The organism is Bradyrhizobium sp. USDA 4541 (genome assembly GCF_024171085.1).
Taxonomy (GTDB): Bacteria; Pseudomonadota; Alphaproteobacteria; order Rhizobiales; family Xanthobacteraceae; genus Bradyrhizobium; species Bradyrhizobium australafricanum.
The window spans coordinates 760,287-777,164 of record NZ_JALJZF010000001.1; the positions used below are offsets into that span (position 1 = coordinate 760,287).

Annotated in this window: 9 protein-coding genes; 2 read left to right on the forward strand and 7 right to left on the reverse strand. The window is 63.6% G+C overall.

Going from position 1 to position 16,878, the window contains the following annotated elements; translation table 11 throughout:
* Positions 1-3: 3 nt before the first annotated feature.
* From J2R80_RS03695 to J2R80_RS03705, 3 genes are all read right to left on the reverse strand, one after another.
* Positions 4-891: an ABC transporter permease gene (locus J2R80_RS03695; protein WP_141340536.1), complete on the reverse strand. Its 888-nt coding sequence runs from the start codon at positions 889-891 to the stop codon at positions 4-6.
* A gap of 2 nt (positions 892-893) precedes the next feature.
* Positions 894-1,847, reverse strand: coding sequence for an ABC transporter permease (locus J2R80_RS03700; protein ID WP_050382524.1), 954 nt, complete (start codon positions 1,845-1,847; stop codon positions 894-896).
* A 199-nt stretch (positions 1,848-2,046) separates the two neighbouring features.
* Positions 2,047-3,699, reverse strand: coding sequence for an ABC transporter substrate-binding protein (locus J2R80_RS03705; protein WP_057020087.1), 1,653 nt, complete (start codon positions 3,697-3,699; stop codon positions 2,047-2,049).
* A 209-nt stretch (positions 3,700-3,908) separates the two neighbouring features.
* Here J2R80_RS03705 and J2R80_RS03710 point away from each other — a divergent pair, with 209 nt between their 5' ends.
* Positions 3,909-5,516: an ABC transporter substrate-binding protein gene (locus J2R80_RS03710; RefSeq protein WP_057020088.1), complete on the forward strand. Its 1,608-nt coding sequence runs from the start codon at positions 3,909-3,911 to the stop codon at positions 5,514-5,516.
* A 148-nt stretch (positions 5,517-5,664) separates the two neighbouring features.
* On the opposite strand, the gene J2R80_RS03715 is transcribed toward J2R80_RS03710, so the two are convergent.
* Entirely contained in the window at positions 5,665-7,899 is a 2,235-nt protein-coding gene (locus tag J2R80_RS03715) for a CHASE2 domain-containing protein (RefSeq protein ID WP_057020089.1), read from the reverse strand.
* 100 nt (positions 7,900-7,999) lie between these two features.
* Positions 8,000-12,166 carry a VCBS domain-containing protein gene (locus tag J2R80_RS03720; RefSeq protein WP_253637990.1) on the reverse strand — a complete coding sequence of 1,389 codons (4,167 nt, stop codon included), beginning with the start codon at positions 12,164-12,166 and terminating at the stop codon, positions 8,000-8,002.
* Between the two features lie 595 nt (positions 12,167-12,761).
* Here J2R80_RS03720 and J2R80_RS03725 point away from each other — a divergent pair.
* Positions 12,762-13,514 carry a transglutaminase-like cysteine peptidase gene (locus J2R80_RS03725; protein ID WP_229190241.1) on the forward strand — a complete coding sequence of 251 codons (753 nt, stop codon included), beginning with the start codon at positions 12,762-12,764 and terminating at the stop codon, positions 13,512-13,514.
* Between the two features lie 126 nt (positions 13,515-13,640).
* On the opposite strand, the gene J2R80_RS03730 is transcribed toward J2R80_RS03725, so the two are convergent.
* Together J2R80_RS03730 and J2R80_RS03735 are read right to left on the reverse strand one after the other, a co-directional pair.
* A complete protein-coding gene (locus J2R80_RS03730) occupies positions 13,641-14,840 on the reverse strand; it encodes an ABC transporter substrate-binding protein (RefSeq protein WP_050382511.1) in 1,200 nt (399 codons plus the stop codon).
* 79 nt (positions 14,841-14,919) lie between these two features.
* Positions 14,920-16,758: a long-chain fatty acid--CoA ligase gene (locus J2R80_RS03735; protein ID WP_057020092.1), complete on the reverse strand. Its 1,839-nt coding sequence runs from the start codon at positions 16,756-16,758 to the stop codon at positions 14,920-14,922.
* Positions 16,759-16,878: the final 120 nt, after the last annotated feature.

Here is a 16,878-nt window from a genome sequence, read left to right on the forward strand (position 1 = left end):
GCTCTAATTCCTGATGTCCATGGCGCTGCGCATGCCGTCGCTCAGCAGATTGAAGCAGATCGAGACCGCGAAGATCATCGCGCCCGGCAGCGCCGCGACCCACGGATTGACGTAGATCGCGGTGCGCAGCGTATTCAGCATCAAGCCCCACTCCGGCTCCGGCGGCTTGGTGCCGAGCCCGAGGAACGACAGACCGGCGGCGAGGATCATCGACACCGAGATCAGGCCAGTGGCGTAGACGAAGATCGGGCCGAGCACATTGCCGAGCATGTGGACGCGCATGATGGTGAAGGGCCCGGCGCCGGACGCGCGCGCCGCCTCGACGAAATCCATGTTGCGCACGCCGGTGGTGACGCTTTCGGCGACGCGCGTGATCTGCGGCACGAACACGATGGTCAGCGACACGATCGAATTGGTGATGCCGGCGCCGAGCGCTCCCGAGATCGCGATCGCCAGCAGCACCGACGGGAAGGCGTAGAACACGTCGACCGTGCGCATGATCGCGGTGTTGAGCTTGCCGCCGACATAGCCGGCGACGAGGCCGAGCGAGGTGCCGATCACGAAGGCGAAGATCACCGGCAGAATGCCGATGACCAGCGACAGCCGTCCGCCATAGATCAGCCGCGCCAGCATGTCGCGGCCGAGCTCGTCGGTGCCGAGCGGATAGCCCGGCGCGCCGATATGGCGGAGACGGCGGATCATCGAGCCCTGATAGGGATCGGCAAGATGCAGCCATGGTGCCAGCAGCGCCGAGGCAAAGATCAGCACCAGGATGATGGCGCAAGCCATGCTGACCTTGTCGCGCCTGATGCGGCGGCCAACCGTCGCCCAATAGCCACGCGCCTTGGTCGCGGGGACGGCCTGCAATGCGGTATCCAACATCGCACTCATGGCTAGCTCCGCTTGATGCGCGGATCGATCGCGGCCTGCGCGATGTCGACCAGGAGGTTGAGCAGCACAAAGAACAGCGCCAGCACCAGGATCGTGCCCTGCAGCAGCGGCAGATCGCGCTGGAAGATCGCCGAGTTCAACAGCAGGCCCGAACCCGGCCAGGAGAACACGGTCTCGATCAGGATCGAGCCGCCCAGCATGTAGCCGAGCTGCAGGCCCATCACCGCGAGCGCGGTCGGCGCCGCATTCTTGATGACGTGGCGAAACACCTCGGTCTCGCGCAGGCCTTTTGCGCGCAGCGCCTCGACGAAATCCTGGCTCAGGATGTCGCCGGTCAGCGCGCGCACCGTGCGGGTGACGATGCCCATCGGGATCACCGAGGTGGTGATCGCCGGCAGCACCAGATAACGCAGATGCTCCCAGTCCCACGCCCAGGCGCCGGAGCCGCCCGGCCCGGCGCCGACCGCGGGCAGCCAGTTGAGCTGCACCGAGAAGATGATGACCAGCACCATGCCGAGCCAGTAATGCGGCAGCGACACGCCGGCTATCGCAACCGAGGTCGCGACCTTGTCGACCCAGGTGTCGCGGAAATAGCCGGCGATCAGGCCGAACAGCAGGCCGAGCGTAAAGCCGATCATCGCGGCCGCGATCGCCAGCATCACGGTGTTGCCGACGGCGCGCATCACCTCGGTCAGGACGGGCCGCCCGGTCGCGATCGAATTGCCGAGATCGCCATGGATCGCGCGCCACAGCCACAGGCCGAATTGCACCGGCAATGGGCGATCGAAGCCGTAGGCCGTGCGCAATTGCGCGGCGAGCTCCTGCGAGGCATCGGCGGGCAGCACCGCGACCAAGGGGTCGCCGGGCGTGATGTGCACCAAGAGGAAGCACACCAGCGCCACGCTGAGCACGATCGGAATGACGTAGACGATCCGTCTGGACGTATAGGCGAACACGTTGCGTTCTTTCTTCCTTCTCACTTTGTGGGAGAAGGTGGCGCGCCGAGCGCGCCGGATGAGGGGTTTCTATCCGCGGATACAGTCATTTCCGATCGAGAAAGGAGCGTCCGCGGAGACAACCCCTCACCCGGCTTCGCTTTGCGAAGCCACCCTCTCCCACAAGGGGAGAGGGTGTACCTATTGCGCGGCTAGCGCCTCACGGCGCGACCGTGACCGGCGAGAAGTCGACGAACCAGCTCTTCGGCTGCACAAATCCCTTGATCTTCGGGCTCATCGCGCGCGGTGCGACGTCGTGGGCGACATAGAGGAAGGCCGCGTCGTCGACCGAGGCCGCATGCAGCTCGGCCAGCGCGGCGTCGCGCGCCGCCGGCTCGAAGGTCTGGCGGGCCTTCTTGACCAGCTCGTCGAACTTCGGGTTGTTGTTGAAGCCCCAATTGTTCGATACCGGCGGCGCCATGCCCGACTGCAGGAAGCGCACCAGCGCGAAGAACGGATCCATCGCCGCATAAGTGACGTTGATGGCGTTCGAGCCGTTGGCGGTCGGATCCTTGGTGCCGCGCCGCCAATTGGTGAACAGCGTGTTCCACTCGATGACGTCGAGCTGCACATCGAAGTAGCATTCGGCCAACGCCTGTTGCAGATACTCGTTCATCGGCAGCGGCAGCATCTGGCCCGAGCCCGATGCCGAGGTCTGGATCTTGACCGTCAGCTTCTTGTTCGGACCGAAGCCCGCCTCCTGCATCAGCTTCTGCGCGGCCGGCTTGTCGTACTTGATCTGGAAGGTCGGGTTGCCGCGCCAGGGATGGCCGGGCTCGAACGTGCCGGTCGCCGGCACCATCAGGCCGGCAAGCAGGCCGTCACGCAGCCCTTCGCGATCGATGCAGAGATTGGCCGCCTTGCGGACGCGGATGTCATTCCACGGCGAGCCCTCGACGCGCGAGAACTGCCACGGCCAGACATGTGGCTCCTCGTTGGAATAGAGGTTGAAACCACGCTGCTTGATCTCGGGCAGCGCGTCCGGGGCCGGCGCCTCGATCCAGTTGACCTGTCCCGACAGCAGCGCCGCCGTCCGGGCATTGGCCTCCGGCATCGGCAACAGCACCATCTTGTCAGCCTTCGGCACCCGTGCCTTGTCCCAGTAATTCTCGTTCTTCACCAACTCGAGCCGCTCGCGCGGGGTGAAGCTCGACATCTTCCAGGGGCCGGTGCCCGACGCGTCCTTGGCGAACGCGGCCCACGCGGCCTGCGACTTCGCCTTGGCGTCGGCGCCTTCGGCCTTGTCGTAGAATTTCTGCCACTTGGCCGGGCTCGCCATGAACAAATTGGTGAGGTTGATCGGCAGGAAGCTGTCCGGCTCCTTGGTGGTCAGCTCCACCGTCATGTCGTCGATCTTGCGCGCCGAGACCAGCGTCGGCATGCGCGAGGCGGTGACGCCGACCTGGCTCGCATCGTATTGCGGCGCGTCCTGCTTCAAGACCTTGTCGACGTTCCAGACCACGGCGTCGGCATTGAACGGCGAGCCGTCATGAAAGGTGACGCCGGAGCGCAGCTTGAAAATCCACTTGGTCTTGTCGGCATCGTCGACCTTCCACTCTGTCGCAAGGCCGGGGATCATCGCGCTCGCCTTGTCCGACGACGACAGGTCCCACATCGTCAGCGCGTCATACATCGTAAGCCCAGTGAAGCGATTGCCCTCAAAGCCCTGGTCGGGCTGACCGAGCGTGCGCGGAATATCGGCAGCGGTCATGCCAATGCGCAGCACAGTCTCGGCGCTGGCGATCGCCGGCACGCCTGTGGCTATCGCAAGCGCCAGCATGATCGCCGTCGCATTGGTTTTCCTGTTACGCATCTGAGCAGCCCCTTCGAGTCTGGTGACGTTTTGGTGATTATTTCTTGGGCAAGCGTATGCAATGCCTGTGCCAAGGGGAATAGTTCATCAGCAAATAACCGCCGGGCGCGTCATTTCTTCCCACCTCGGGCCTGAACGGAGCGAAGATGCCTATTCTGGCATCATGCTTGCAGGATTTGGCTCCAACGTCTTTCCAACGGAGCCTTCATATGCGTGCGCGCAATTCGATCCTGATGGCGGCAATGGCGCTTGCCTTGACCGCGGGCTGGCCGGCCATGTCGGCGCAAGCCGAGTCCATTGTGCGCTACGGCATTTCGATGGCCGACATTCCGCTGACCACCGGCCAGCCCGATCGCGGCGCGGGCGCCTATCAGTTCACCGCCTACACGATCTACGATCCGCTGGTTGCCTGGGAGATGGATGTTGCCGACCGGCCGGGCAAGCTGGTGCCCGGGCTTGCGACCGAATGGAAGGTCGACGACAACGACAAGACCAAATGGCGCTTCACGCTGCGCAAGGGCGTCAAATTCCACGACGGCAGCGACTTCAATGCCGACGCGGTGATCTGGAATCTCGACAAGGTGCTGAACGACAAGGCACCGCAATTCGACAAGCGGCAGAGCGCGCAGGTCAAGACCCGCCTGCCTTCGGTTGCGAGCTACGCCAAGGTCGACGATTTCACCATCGAGATCACCACCAAGACGGTCGACTCCTTCTTCCCCTATCAGATGCTCTGGTTCCTGGTCTCCAGCCCCGCGCAATATGAAAAGCTCGGCAAGGACTGGGACAAGTTCGCCAGTCAGCCCTCCGGCACCGGTCCGTTCAAGTTGACCAAGCTGGTGCCGCGCGAGCTCGCCGAACTGACGAAGAACCCGGACTATTGGGACAAGAAGCGGCTTGCGAAGGTCGACAAGATGATCCTGATTCCGATGCCGGAGGCGCTGACCCGGACCAACGCGCTGCTGGCCGGCCAGGTCGACCTGATCGAAACGCCGGCGCCCGACGCCGTGCCGCAGCTCAAGGCCGCCGGCATGCGGATCGTCGACAACGTGACGCCGCATGTCTGGAACTATCACTTGAGCGTGCTGCCGGGCTCCCCATGGACCGACATCCGCCTGCGCAAGGCGCTCAACCTCGCGATCGACCGCGACGCGGTGGTTGGACTGATGAACGGCCTCGCCAAGCCCGCCAAGGGCCAGGTCGATCCGTCGAGCCCGTGGTTCGGCAAGCCGACGTTCGAACTGAAATACGACCTCGCGGCCGCGAAGAAGCTGGTGGAGGAAGCCGGCTATTCGAAGGATAAGCCGCTGAAGACGACGTTCATCATTGCCCAGGGCGGCACCGGGCAGATGCTGTCGCTGCCGATGAACGAGTTCCTGCAGCAGAGCTTCAAGGAGATCGGCATCGACATCGACTTCAAGGTGGTCGAGCTCGAGACATTATATACGCACTGGCGCAAGGGCGCGGCGGACGAGATGAATGCCGGCATCACCGCCAACAACATCGCCTATGTCACGTCGGATCCGCTCTACGCCATCGTGCGGTTCTTCCACTCCGGCCAGGTGGCGCCGGTCGGCGTCAACTGGGGCGGCTACAAGAACCCGAAGGTCGATGCGCTGATCGACGAGGCCAAGCAGACCTTCGATTCCGCCAAACAGGATGCGCTGCTGGCGCAGGCGCACGCGCTGATCGTCGACGATGCCGCGCTGGTGTGGGTGGTGCACGACACCAATCCGCACGCGCTGTCGCCGAAGGTGAAGACCTTCGTGCAGGCGCAGCACTGGTTCCAGGATCTGACCCAAATCGGGCTGGAATAGACATTCCATCGTCGTCCCGGCCTGGTGCGCAATTGCGCACCCATACGCCGCGGCCGCCGCAATGGGCACGCGGCGAGACGATCTTCCGTCAACGACCATTCGTGGTTGGGTCCCGGCCTTCGCCGGGACGACAGCGGGCTTGCGTCGGCTATTTCGTCGTCAACGCGAATGCGCCGTTCCAGTCGTCGGGCGGCGGCTCCTTCTGGAAGGCGTGGATGCGCGCCTCGTAGAGGCGGTAGAGATGTTGCAGCGTCTGCGCCTCGTCGGTCTTGCGGCCGCGTTCGATCGCGCCGAGCGCGCCGTCCCAATCGCGGCCGCGGTAGCAGGCGAGCATCTCGATGGTCAGGTTGCGCAGCCGCTGGAAACGGCCGGAGCTCGCGACATCCTCGCGGCCGGCAATCGCATAGATCACCTCGGGCTCCTTCTTGCCCTTGACCATGATGAAATCGAGCTCGAGGATCGCAAACTTCTCCTTCACCGCAAGCGCAGTCTTCGATCCCACGATGATCGGGAAGCCGTACTCTTTGGACTGTCCCTCAAGTCGCGAGGCCAGATTGACGCTGTCGCCGAACACCGAATAGTCGAAGCGCACATCGGAGCCCATATTGCCGACCACGCAGGAGCCGGTGTTGAGACCGACACCGATGTTGAGCGGCACATAGACGTGGCCGCCGTCCTTCGCCTCCTGCTCGCGCTCACGGTTGAGGTCGTCGACGCGCTCCAGCATGTCGAGCGCCGCATCGCAGGCGTTGAGCTGGTGCTGCTTGTCATCGAGCGGCGCGTTCCAGAACGCCATGATGGCGTCGCCCATATATTTGTCGATGGTTCCCTTGCGGGCGAGAATCGCGTTGGAAAGCGGAGTAAGGAAGCGGTTCATCAGCGCCGTAAGGCCCTGCGGATTGCTCTTGTAGGTTTCCGAGATCGAGGTGAAGCCGCGCATGTCCGAGAACATGATGGTCATCTCGCGTTCCTCGCCGCCGAGCACCAGCCGCTCCGGCGACTGTGCCAGCTGCTCGACCAGCGCGGGCGACATGTACTGCACGAATTGCGACCTGATCTGTCGACGCTGCTGCTGCTCGCGCACGAAGGCGGAGAAGATCAGCGTGAGATAGATCGCCGTGGTCGACATCAGCGGATAGGTGAAGTCGATCAGCAGCCGGTGCTGGGAATAGAAATACCAGGAGGTGCCGATCAGCACCGAGGCAAACATTCCGCCGACGGCGACCAACGTGATCGGACCGAACTTCGGCGCGAAGGCGATGACAAGGAGCCCCATGATCAGCGCGGCGAAGAACTCGATGCCGATGCCGTAGTTCGGCTGCGAAACGACATCGCCGGTCAGCGCGCTCTCCAGCACCTGGGCGTGAACCTCGACACCAGGCATCGCCGGCGTCACCGGCGTCGTCTTGATGTCGTTCAGCCCGGTTGCTGAGGTGCCGATCACGATCAGCTTGCCGGCAATTCGGTCCGGTGAGACGCGCCCGTCCAGCACATCGACCGCCGAGACATAGATCGAGGGATCGCGGCGGGCGTAGTGGATCCAGAGTTGGCCGTGGAGATCGGTCGGGATCGCAAAGCCCTTGAGACCCAGGCTCTTGATACCGGCCTTGTCGGCCTTGATCAGGATCGTGCCGGAGCCGCTCGCCACCCGCAGCATCTCGAAGCTCAGCGACGGCATGGTGATGCCCTGCGCCACCATGATCATCGGCACGCGCCTGACGATGCCGTCGCGCTCCGGCCTGATCGTGAACAGGCCGCGCCCGGCAGCCGCCTCCTCGAGCACCGGCACGTTGCGCAGCAACCCCGGGAACATGTACATGAAAGGCTGCGGCTCCTCACCGAGCATCGCAAGTCCGGTGACCGGAAGCTTTTCGTTGAGGTCGGCGCGCACGTTGGGCCCGCCGGATTCGCCGAGCACCACGCGCGAGTTCTTGATGGCCTCGGCCATGATGCTGTCGTTGCTCGGCAGCTGCCGCAGCCTCGCGCGCATCTCCTCATCGAGGCTGCTGAACGTATCGGCGGCGATATCGGGGTTGAGACGATCCGGCTCGGAGAACACCGCGTCGAACGCGATCACCACGGCGCCGAGCCGGGTGAGATTGGTGACGATGTCGGCGAGCCGGGTCCGCGGCCACGGCCACTGTCCGAGCCGGGGATCGGCGAGGCTCTTTTCGTCGATGTCGACAATGGTGACCGGCCGCGCGGTCTTCTGGCGCGGTTGCAGCGCCTGGAATGTGTCAAACGTCCTGACGCGAAGCTCCTGGACCGGAGCCGGATCCACGATCCGCAGCGCAGCAATGCCGATCAACAGCGCCACGCAGACCAGCCGCGCATAGCCGAAGCGCCGTGCGAACCACCTGCGTATCGCCTTCAGCCGTTTCATGCCATCTGGATATCACGCGCGCAGAATTGTTCCAATCGAGCAAGCATGCGCAGTGCACAATCAGCCGGGCCAGCCCCCCGGCGGCGCGGCCGCGCGCCCGTCACGCAAAATGAATAATGAAGTCGTTCTGGGACAGGCTCGCCTTCGCGACATTGTGCAATGTGATCGTGTCTGCGCTGTCGATCGTGATCAGCGTATCCGCCGAATTGGTCGGCGATATCGCAACATGCTGATCGAACCAGGTGCTGAAGGTGCTTATCGAGACGACCGTGGACAGATCGATCTGGTCCTCGCCTGGCGTGAAGTTCAGGATCGTGTCGTGGTTGAAGTTCGGCGCAAACACGAACTTGTCCTGGTAACCCGACCCGAAAAACACGTCCTTGTCGCTGGTCCCGGTCAGAATCACGGGCTCGGGCCGATCCTGTTGGACGTTGAAGATCAGGTTGACCGTATCGGTTGCGCCATGGCCATCGGTCACGGAAAGCGCGATCGTGTCGGTCGCCGGAGCCGTCTGGCCGGGGTTGTAAACGAGACCCGACGATCCAAGCGCGGTGTTGATGCCGGAGAGAAGCCCCTCCTGCGACGAAGGCGCAACGCTGCTGCCCGCACCGGGCGTCGTCGCCGCGGCCATGTTGAAGGTCTCGTCGGCCGTCGCATCGGCGTCCGTCACGGTCAGGCCGGAGATCGTCTCGGTCCCGTTGGGATGTTCGGTGATACTGACGTTGTCGGTGTGGATCACGGGCGCGTCGTTGGCGCCGATCACGTCGATCGTCAGCTTCGCGGTCCCGACGGCGCCATGCGCGTCGATCGTCTCCACATCGAACGTGTCGGCATAGGTGCCCCTGCCCAACGCGTTGATCGCGGCAGCATCGGGAACATAGCTGTAGGTGCCGTCCGGGTTGACGGTCAGCGAGCCGTAGAGGCCCGCGATCTGCGTGACCGCAGTGTGGTCCGAATTGAGCGCGGCATAAGTCAGCGTCGCGGTTTCGCCATGGTCGACGTCGTTGCCATGGAGCGTGCCGGTCAGCGTGCCGAACGTGTCGTTATCGGCGGTATCGGTGAGCGTGCCGGCATTGACGTCGGCGAGTGTCGGCGCGTCGTTGGCGCCGTTGATCGTGATCGTCACGGGCTCGTTGACGACGCCGCCATGGTGGTCGTCGATCTGGATCGTGTAGGTCAGCGTCAGCGTCTCGCCGAGGGCGAGATAGTCGAAATTCTGGTCCGCGGCCGAGAACGTCCAGGTCGACGATCCGGTTGAACCGCCGGTCGCGTCCGTCAACGTCCCCAGCGACAGCCAGTTCAGGATCGTGGCCTCGTCGGGCAGGCCCGTGGTCGCCCCGGATTCGGCGACGCCGGTGATGGTCATGGTGTGGGTGTCGCTGAGATCCACATCGGTGAAGGTCACGGTGCCGGATGCGCTGTCCAGCGTCGATGAACCGGTCGTATCGGGTTGTTCGGGGATGATGGCCGCCTGAGGCGCCGACGTGACGATCGGCGCGTCATTGCTGCCGGTAATCGTGATCGTCACCGGTTGGCTGATCACGCCGCCATGATGGTCATTGACCTCGACCGTATAGGTCAGCGTCAGTGTCTCACCGTCGGCAAGATAATCGAAATTGCGGTCGGCGGCCGAGAAGGTCCAGGCCTGGGATCCGGCGACCCCGCCGGTCGAATCGGTCAGCGTCCCCAGCGTGAGCCAGTTCAGAATCGTGGACTCGTCCTCAGGCAGGCCTGTGGTCGTTCCGGATTCCGCGACGCCGGTGATGGACACGATGTGGGTGTCGCCGAGATCGACGTCGGCAAATGTCACCGCGCCCTGGGCCACGTCGAGCTTGATCGATCCGGTCTCGCCGATCATCTCGGGGACCGTGGCGGTCGGCGGCTCCGACGTGAACGTCGGCACGTCGTTGGTGCCCGTGATGGTGATGGTGACGGGCTGGGTGACGACACCGCCGTGGTGGTCGTCGACCTGGATCAGGTAAGTCAGCGTCAACGTCTCGCCGACAGCGAGATAGTCGAAATTCCTGTCGGCGGCCGAGAAAGTCCAGGCGCGCGATCCGGTTACGCCGCCGGTCGAATCCGTCAGCGTGCCGAGCGACATCCAGCCCAGTATCGTCGCCTGATCGGGAAGCCCCGTGGTCACGCCCGTTTCGGTGACGCCGGCAACGGTGACGCTGTGGGTGTCGCTGAGATCGACATCGACGAAGGTCACGGTACCGGATGCGGTATCCGGCACGACCGAGCCGGTCGTCTCCTCGGCTTCAGTGATGGCGGCCGCCTGGGTCGGCGAGGTGATCACCGGCCTGTCGTCGGTGCCGACGATCGTGATGGTGACCGGCAGCGTGACGACGCCGCCCTGATGGTCGTCGATCTCGACCGTGTAGGTCAGCGTCAGCGTCTCGCCGGTGGCGAGATAGTCGAAGCTCCTGTCGGCGGCCGAGAACGTCCAGGAGCGCAATCCCGTCACGCCATCGGTCGAATCCGTCAGCGCGCCCAACGACAGCCAGCTCAGCACGGTGGCATGGCTGGCAAGTCCGGTGGTGACGCCGGCCTCGGTGACGCCGGTGATGGTGACCGTATGCGTGTCGGTCAGATCCGCATCGGTAAATGTCAGCGTGCCGTGCGCCTTATCAGGCTGGGCGGAATTCGTCGTTGCTGGGAGTTCGGTGATCGAACCGGCCTGCGCCGAGGACGTCACCACCGGGGAGTCGTTGGTGCCGGTGATCGTGATCGTGAAGGTCTTGAACGTGGTCTCGTTGTTCGGTGCGAAATTGTTATCGACGCGCGCGACATAGGCCAGCGTCAGCGTTTCTCCGGCAGCCAGGAAGTCGAACGCGCTGTCGGCAAGGTTGTAGGTCCAGGTCGCCGAACCGGCATTCTTGTTGTTCGGATCGGGCTCGAGCAGCAACGGAATCTCGACGGTCTTGATGGCCGCAAGCTGCGCTGCCGTCAGCGATGAGGTCACGTCGCTGCCGTTGGCGTCCCGGTAGCTGAACGCGGAATAGTCGACCTTCGCACTCGGTATGTCACCGACATTGAGGTCCAGCCATTTGATCTGGCCCGTCGCGGTGTCGAACAGCCCGCTTTGGGTCAGCCCCGGCCGCTCGGTAAACGCCGCGTCCTGGGTCACGACCTGCGGCGGCCCCGGGATGTGCTCGATCCTGCTGTTGGGAACGCCGCCGGCCTGAGGGCCGGTCGTGTTGACGAAGGTCAGCAGAATGATGATCGGCGCGCCGCTGTCGCTGCTGGTGAGCTTGAAGCTGCTCGAGACCGGGACGACGCTGTCCGTGAAGTTGGTGGTGAGCTTGGTGTTGGGATTGTTGTTGTCCGTGAACTTCAGCGCAAAGACGTCGGAGATCAGCTTCTGCGCATCGGTCGACAGTTGCGCCGACGAGACGAAGCTGACGCTGCCCTGGCCGTTGACAATGGTCTGGGTGCCGGCCTGATCGACGGTCGCGATCGGATTGAGCGTCGTCTTGTCGAACAGGATGTAGGAGCCGGTGCTGCCATCGGGCTCGACCAGCACCTGGAATTTGGCCGGCGGCACGCCGCCGGTGCCCTGCACGTCGAAATCGATCTCGACCAGCACCGCGGTGCCGCGGATGCCCATGGTCGCGACCGGCGTATCGACCTTCATGTCGCCGTGCTTGGCGGTCGCGCCGGCCACGAAGGAGATCGTGCCCGAGACCAGACTCATCAGCGACGTATTGCTCGACCCGTTCGGGTCGTAGATCATTTCGTTCAGCACCATCTTGGCGTTCGGGCCGAGACCGAACACGGTGCCGTCGATGAAGGTGATGCCGAGCGTCGAGTCGCCGCCGGATTGCACCACGTCACCCTTGTTGACGTTATCGCCCTGGTTCAGGACGATCGCGACGCCGTTGCGGATGGCCGTCGCGTTCCCGGTCAGCTTGGTGACATGGCCGATGACCTTGGCCGGCTCCGCCGCGCCGCCGGCCTGGGCATATTGAGTATAGCCGGTGAGTGCGCTGACGAGATCGCCGGTGAGATGCGCGCCGTCAGGCGACGCCAGCGGCGCGCGCTTCTCGCCCTTGAAATAGTCGTGCAGGACGAGTTCCCGATCGTCCTTCGCGATGACGAGGTCGAGCCCGGCCCGCTTGAAGTCGCCGGTGAACAGCAATTGCCCGTCGTCGACGATGATCGCGCCGGGCGGAGCATGCGTGGAAACGCTGTCGACGTGCACGTATCCACGGGCATAAGCGTCCGTGTTCGGCAACAGGCCGTCGAATTTCTCGACAAAGTTCACTGCGGATCACCGCACGAGAGTTAATATTGTTAAAATATCCGAATGATTATGCCTGCATATCATCGGATAAAGCTTGGCGAAACCACTCTGTGCTTGCGCAAGGTGGCCCTGTTGTGCGGTTTGACTGGATGTGACTTGGCTCACGCTGTGAAGAGCCGTGTAGTTCGGATTCGCCTGACGGTACCATAAGGTGGGATTTAAGCCAAGATACGTACTGAGCCACGTATTCGTGGTATTGATTGGCATTTCTGTACTTGCCTCTATTTCCCCTTAGCCCAGAGCGGCCATTTGACCCCAATTTCCCGGCCAAAGCTGTGACTTAGCTTACAAATCACAGCAGTCCCGTGCGCGGACCGGCCGGGTTAACCAGAGGGCAAGGATGAGTTGCAAAGCAGTGGAAAAAGGTTCGCCGCTTCCTTTCACAAACCGGTAAAGTTTTCGGGACCCCAAGCAGGCGCCCTTTAGCCTCTTCCCCTGATTCCCCACATCTTAAGTCGATTCGAAGGGATCGTTCGCCATGCTGCCCGGCATGAAACGATCCGATCGCGTGCGCGGTGCAATTTCCACCCGCCGAAGAGCGGACAGGGGGTGTCGGATGAGATTCTCGCTTCGCCCGCTTGCGCTGCGCGCCGTCATGCTGGGCTTCGGCCTGGCCCTGGCCGCGCCGGTTGCCGAGCTCAATGCCGCTTCGCTGCTTTCGCCCGGTCCGGCGACGCTGATCAGAAAATCGACCGAGCCGTTCGGCCTGACGACCAGCCTGCTTGCCGACGGCGGCCTGCACGACAAATGGCTCGGCGTGCAGCGCCAGCTTGCCGACGAATTGGAGCAACTGGCAGCCTGCGAGAGCGACCGCGCCGGCTGCGCGTCGCCGGCGGCGCTGCGATTCCTGGCGATCGTCGAAGCCGGACGGGCGCGTCAGGGTCGCGCCCGGCTCGGCGAGATCAACCGCGCGATCAACCTTGCGATCCGTCCGGGCAGCGATCTTGCGGCCTATGGCGAGCCCGACGTCTGGGCGACGCCGCTCGCCACCTTCGCCCGCGGCAGCGGCGACTGCGAGGACTATGCGATCGCGAAACTCGTGGCGCTGCGCAAGGCCGGCGTGGCGCCGGAAGATCTGCGGATCGTCGTCCTGCATGACCTCGTCGGCGGCGAAGACCATGCGGTGCTCGCCGCGCGGCTCGACGGCCGCTGGCTGACGCTCGACAACCGCCGCATGGCGATGATCGAGGACAGCGACATCAGGAGTTTTCGGCCGACCTTCGTGATCGACCAGCACGGCGTCAGCCGCTATGTCGATGCCCCGCTCGTCGCCGAGGCCGCTTGGCGGCCGGCGGCGCGTACGAACTAAGAGCCGGCCAGACATACTTTCCGTGATTGCGAGCGAAGCGAAGCAATCCATCCCTCCGCGGAAAGATGGATTGCTTCGTCGCTCGCTCCTCGCAATGACGAGTGAATCCAGATGAGCGACTACCCGTCAGAACATCAGATTATCCTTCACCAGCACCCAGCGGCCGCCCTTGACCTGCTGCACCTGGGTGATGGTGTTGGCGAGATGATCCGTCTTGGAGAACTTGGTCGGCGGCGAGCTGAAGATGTCGAGGAATTTGTCGCCTGACTCCAGCGAGTCCAGCATCTTCTGGCCGGAGAGATCCTTGCCCGCCTTCTGGGCGTAGAAGGCGAAGGTCATCACCGCGTTGTAGCCGATGATCGCCTGGGTGTTGGCGTCGGTGTTGAACATCTTCTTGTAGTTCACCAGCCAGTCCTTCACCTTGCCCTTGGCCGTGTCCTCGTAGGGAATCTCGAAGCCCGAGGCCGCATAGAGCCCTTCGACGGCTTCCTTGCCGAGCGCCGGCACTTCGAGCACGTTGGTCGGGGTGGCGCCGAGGAAGGTCACGTCCCAGCCGAGCTTCTTGGCCTCGTTCATCGCGCCGATGGTCTCGCGGATCACGGTGCCGAGCACCACGAGGTCGCAGCCGTCGGCCTTCATCTTGGCGACCTGCGCCGAGAAGTCGGAGGCGCCGCGCTTGTAGCTCGTGACCGAGGCCGGCTGCACCTTCATCGCGCCAAGCTGCTGGGTAAAGCCGTCGAGCACGTTTTTGCCGTACTCGTCATCCTGATGCATGATGCAGGGCTTCTTGAAGTTCTTCCACTCCATCATGTATTTGAGCGCGGCGCGCGTGCTCTCGACATAGGGCAGGAGGTTGTTGAACTTCAGCCGCTCCTGCGGCTTGGCGGGATCGAACTTGAAGGTGAATTCGGCGGCCGTCAGCGGGAACAGCTGCAACACGCCCGCATCGAACAGGATGTCCTGCGCGGCGAGCACGGTCGGCGAGCCCATCGGGCCGATCATCGCGAACACCTTGTCGCGCTCGACCATCTTCTGCGAGGCCAGCACCGCCTTCTTCGGATCGTAGCCGTTGTCCTCCAGGATCATCTTGATCTTGCGGCCGTTGATGCCGCCGCCGGCGTTGATCTCCTCAACCGCCATCTTCATGCCGTTGGACACCGGAACGCCCCAGACCTTGATCGGGCCGGACAAGTCCTGATGCGTTCCGATCACGATCTCGGTCGGCGAGATGCCTTCATTGGTGACCTTGGTCTGGGCTGCGGCCGGCAGACAGGTCAGCGCCAGCGCACTCACCGCAAGGCCCAGCGCCTTCAGCGATTTCGACATTGCAGTCTCCTCCTTACATGGCCCATGTTAAGCGAAGGGTCGGGCCTGCTCGCTCCTTCGCCAATTTCTTTCTCCTCGGCTATGCCACCGCGCGTTCGCCATACATGGCGGCGATCTCGGCCGCGTAGCGCTTGTTCACGAAGCTGCGCTTCAGCTTCATGGTCGGCGTCAGCTCCTCGTCCTCGGGCGTGAGCTGGCGCTCGATCAGATAGAATTTCTTGACGGTCTCGACGCGCGCGAACTTCACGTTGACCGCCTCGACCTCGCGCTGGATCAGATCCTGGATTTCGCGGGCGCGGCACAGGCTCGCGTAATTGGTGAAGGGGATGTCGTGATCCTGGGCGTATTTCTCGACATTCTCCTGGTCGATCATGATCAGGCAGGTGAGATACGGCCGCTTGTCACCGATCACGACCGCATCCGAGACATAGGGTGAGAACTTGAGCTGGTTCTCGATCTCGGACGGCGTGATGTTCTTGCCGCCGGAGGTGATGATGATGTCCTTCATCCGGTCGGTGATCTTGACATAGCCTTCATTGTCGATCGTGCCGACGTCGCCGGTGTGCAGCCAGCCTTTGGCGTCGATCGTCTCGGCAGTCCTCTCCGGCTGGTTGAGATAGCCCATGAACAGGAAGTCGCCCTTGATCAGGATCTCGCCCTTCGGGCAGATCATCACCTCGCCCCAGGGCGCGGCCTTGCCGACTGAGCCGAGCTTGATGCGATCCGCCGGCATCATGGTCGCGACGCCGCAATTCTCGGTCTGGCCGTAGACCTCGCGCATGTCGATGCCGAGCGCGAGATACCAGCGGATCAGATCCGGCGAGATCGGCGCGGCGCCGGTCAGCGCAATCCGGCAGCGGTCGAGCCCGAGCATGCGGCGGATGTTGCGGAACACCAGCCAATAGGCCGCGCGGTTGGCGAGCCGCAGCGACAAGGGCGGCGTCTCGCCCTGCAGCCGACACTCGGTCATCCGGTTGCCGATCGCGAGCGCGCGGGCATACATCCAGTTCTGGAACGGGGTCGCATCCTTCAGCGCGATGGTGATGCCGGAATAGAACTTCTCCCAGATCCGGGGCACCGCGAGGAATGCGGTCGGCTGCACCTCGCGAAGATTGTCCGGCACCGTCTCCGGGCTCTCGGCGAAATTCATCACCGATCCCAGCGCGAGCGAGAGGTAATAGCCGCCGACCCGCTCGGCGACGTGGCAGAGCGGCAGAAACACCAGCCGCTCCTCGCTGTCGGTCGAGGGGTAGAGATCGTTGGCGTGGCGCATCTGGTGCGTCACGCTGCGGTTGGAGTGCATCGCGCCCTTGGGCGGGCCCGTGGTGCCGGAGGTGTAAACCAGGATCGCGAGATCGGAGGCGGTGCGGCTGCCGGTCATCTCGTCCCACAGCGCCGGATTGCCCCAGGCATGATTGCGGCCGAGCGACGTGAATTCCGCGAGCGACAGCACCATCGGATCGGAGAAGCCGGAGAGGCCCTCCATGTCGAACACGACGATCCTCTCCAGCGTCGGACAGCGCGACCGGCAGGTCAGCACCTTGTCGAGCTGCTCCTCATCCTCGACGAAGATCACCCGCGTGCGGGAATCGTTGATGAGGTATTCGACCTGCGCCGCCGAATCGGTCGGATAGATGCCGGACGAGACGCCGCCGGCGCACAGGATGCCCATGTCGGCGTAGACCCATTCCGGCACCGCGTTGGCGATGATCGAGCCAACGTCGCCGGGACGGAAGCCTGTGGCATGCAGGCCGTAGGAGATGTCCTTGGAGATCTGCAGCCATTCGCGCCAGCTGGTCGGTTGCCAGATGCCGAACTTCTTCTCGCGGATCGCGGGCCTGTCGCCACGCGTTTGAACCGCGAGCAGAAAGCTCCTCGCGATCGTGTCGGCAACCGTCAGCACCGCTGGTCCGGCCATGCGCGCTCCCTCCTCTGCCGCCCGTCTCACGCGCCGGCTTGTGTTGCCGGTCTTGTTGGCGAAGCGGGCCTGAAATCTAGCTCCAACTCTCGTTCAGTGCCAAACCTTCCTCGGCGCCAT

What these genes read in the sequence shown, in the direction of transcription:
- J2R80_RS03695 (WP_141340536.1), bottom strand. Translation starts at nt 891, where the DNA reads ATGAGTGCGATGTTGGATACCGCATTGCAGGCCGTCCCCGCGACCAAG.
- J2R80_RS03705 (WP_057020087.1), bottom strand. Translation starts at nt 3,699, where the DNA reads ATGCGTAACAGGAAAACCAATGCGACGGCGATCATGCTGGCGCTTGCG.
- J2R80_RS03710 (WP_057020088.1), top strand. Translation starts at nt 3,909, where the DNA reads ATGCGTGCGCGCAATTCGATCCTGATGGCGGCAATGGCGCTTGCCTTG.
- J2R80_RS03715 (WP_057020089.1), bottom strand. Translation starts at nt 7,899, where the DNA reads ATGAAACGGCTGAAGGCGATACGCAGGTGGTTCGCACGGCGCTTCGGC.
- J2R80_RS03725 (WP_229190241.1), top strand. Translation starts at nt 12,762, where the DNA reads ATGAGATTCTCGCTTCGCCCGCTTGCGCTGCGCGCCGTCATGCTGGGC.
- J2R80_RS03730 (WP_050382511.1), bottom strand. Translation starts at nt 14,840, where the DNA reads ATGTCGAAATCGCTGAAGGCGCTGGGCCTTGCGGTGAGTGCGCTGGCG.
- J2R80_RS03735 (WP_057020092.1), bottom strand. Translation starts at nt 16,758, where the DNA reads ATGGCCGGACCAGCGGTGCTGACGGTTGCCGACACGATCGCGAGGAGC.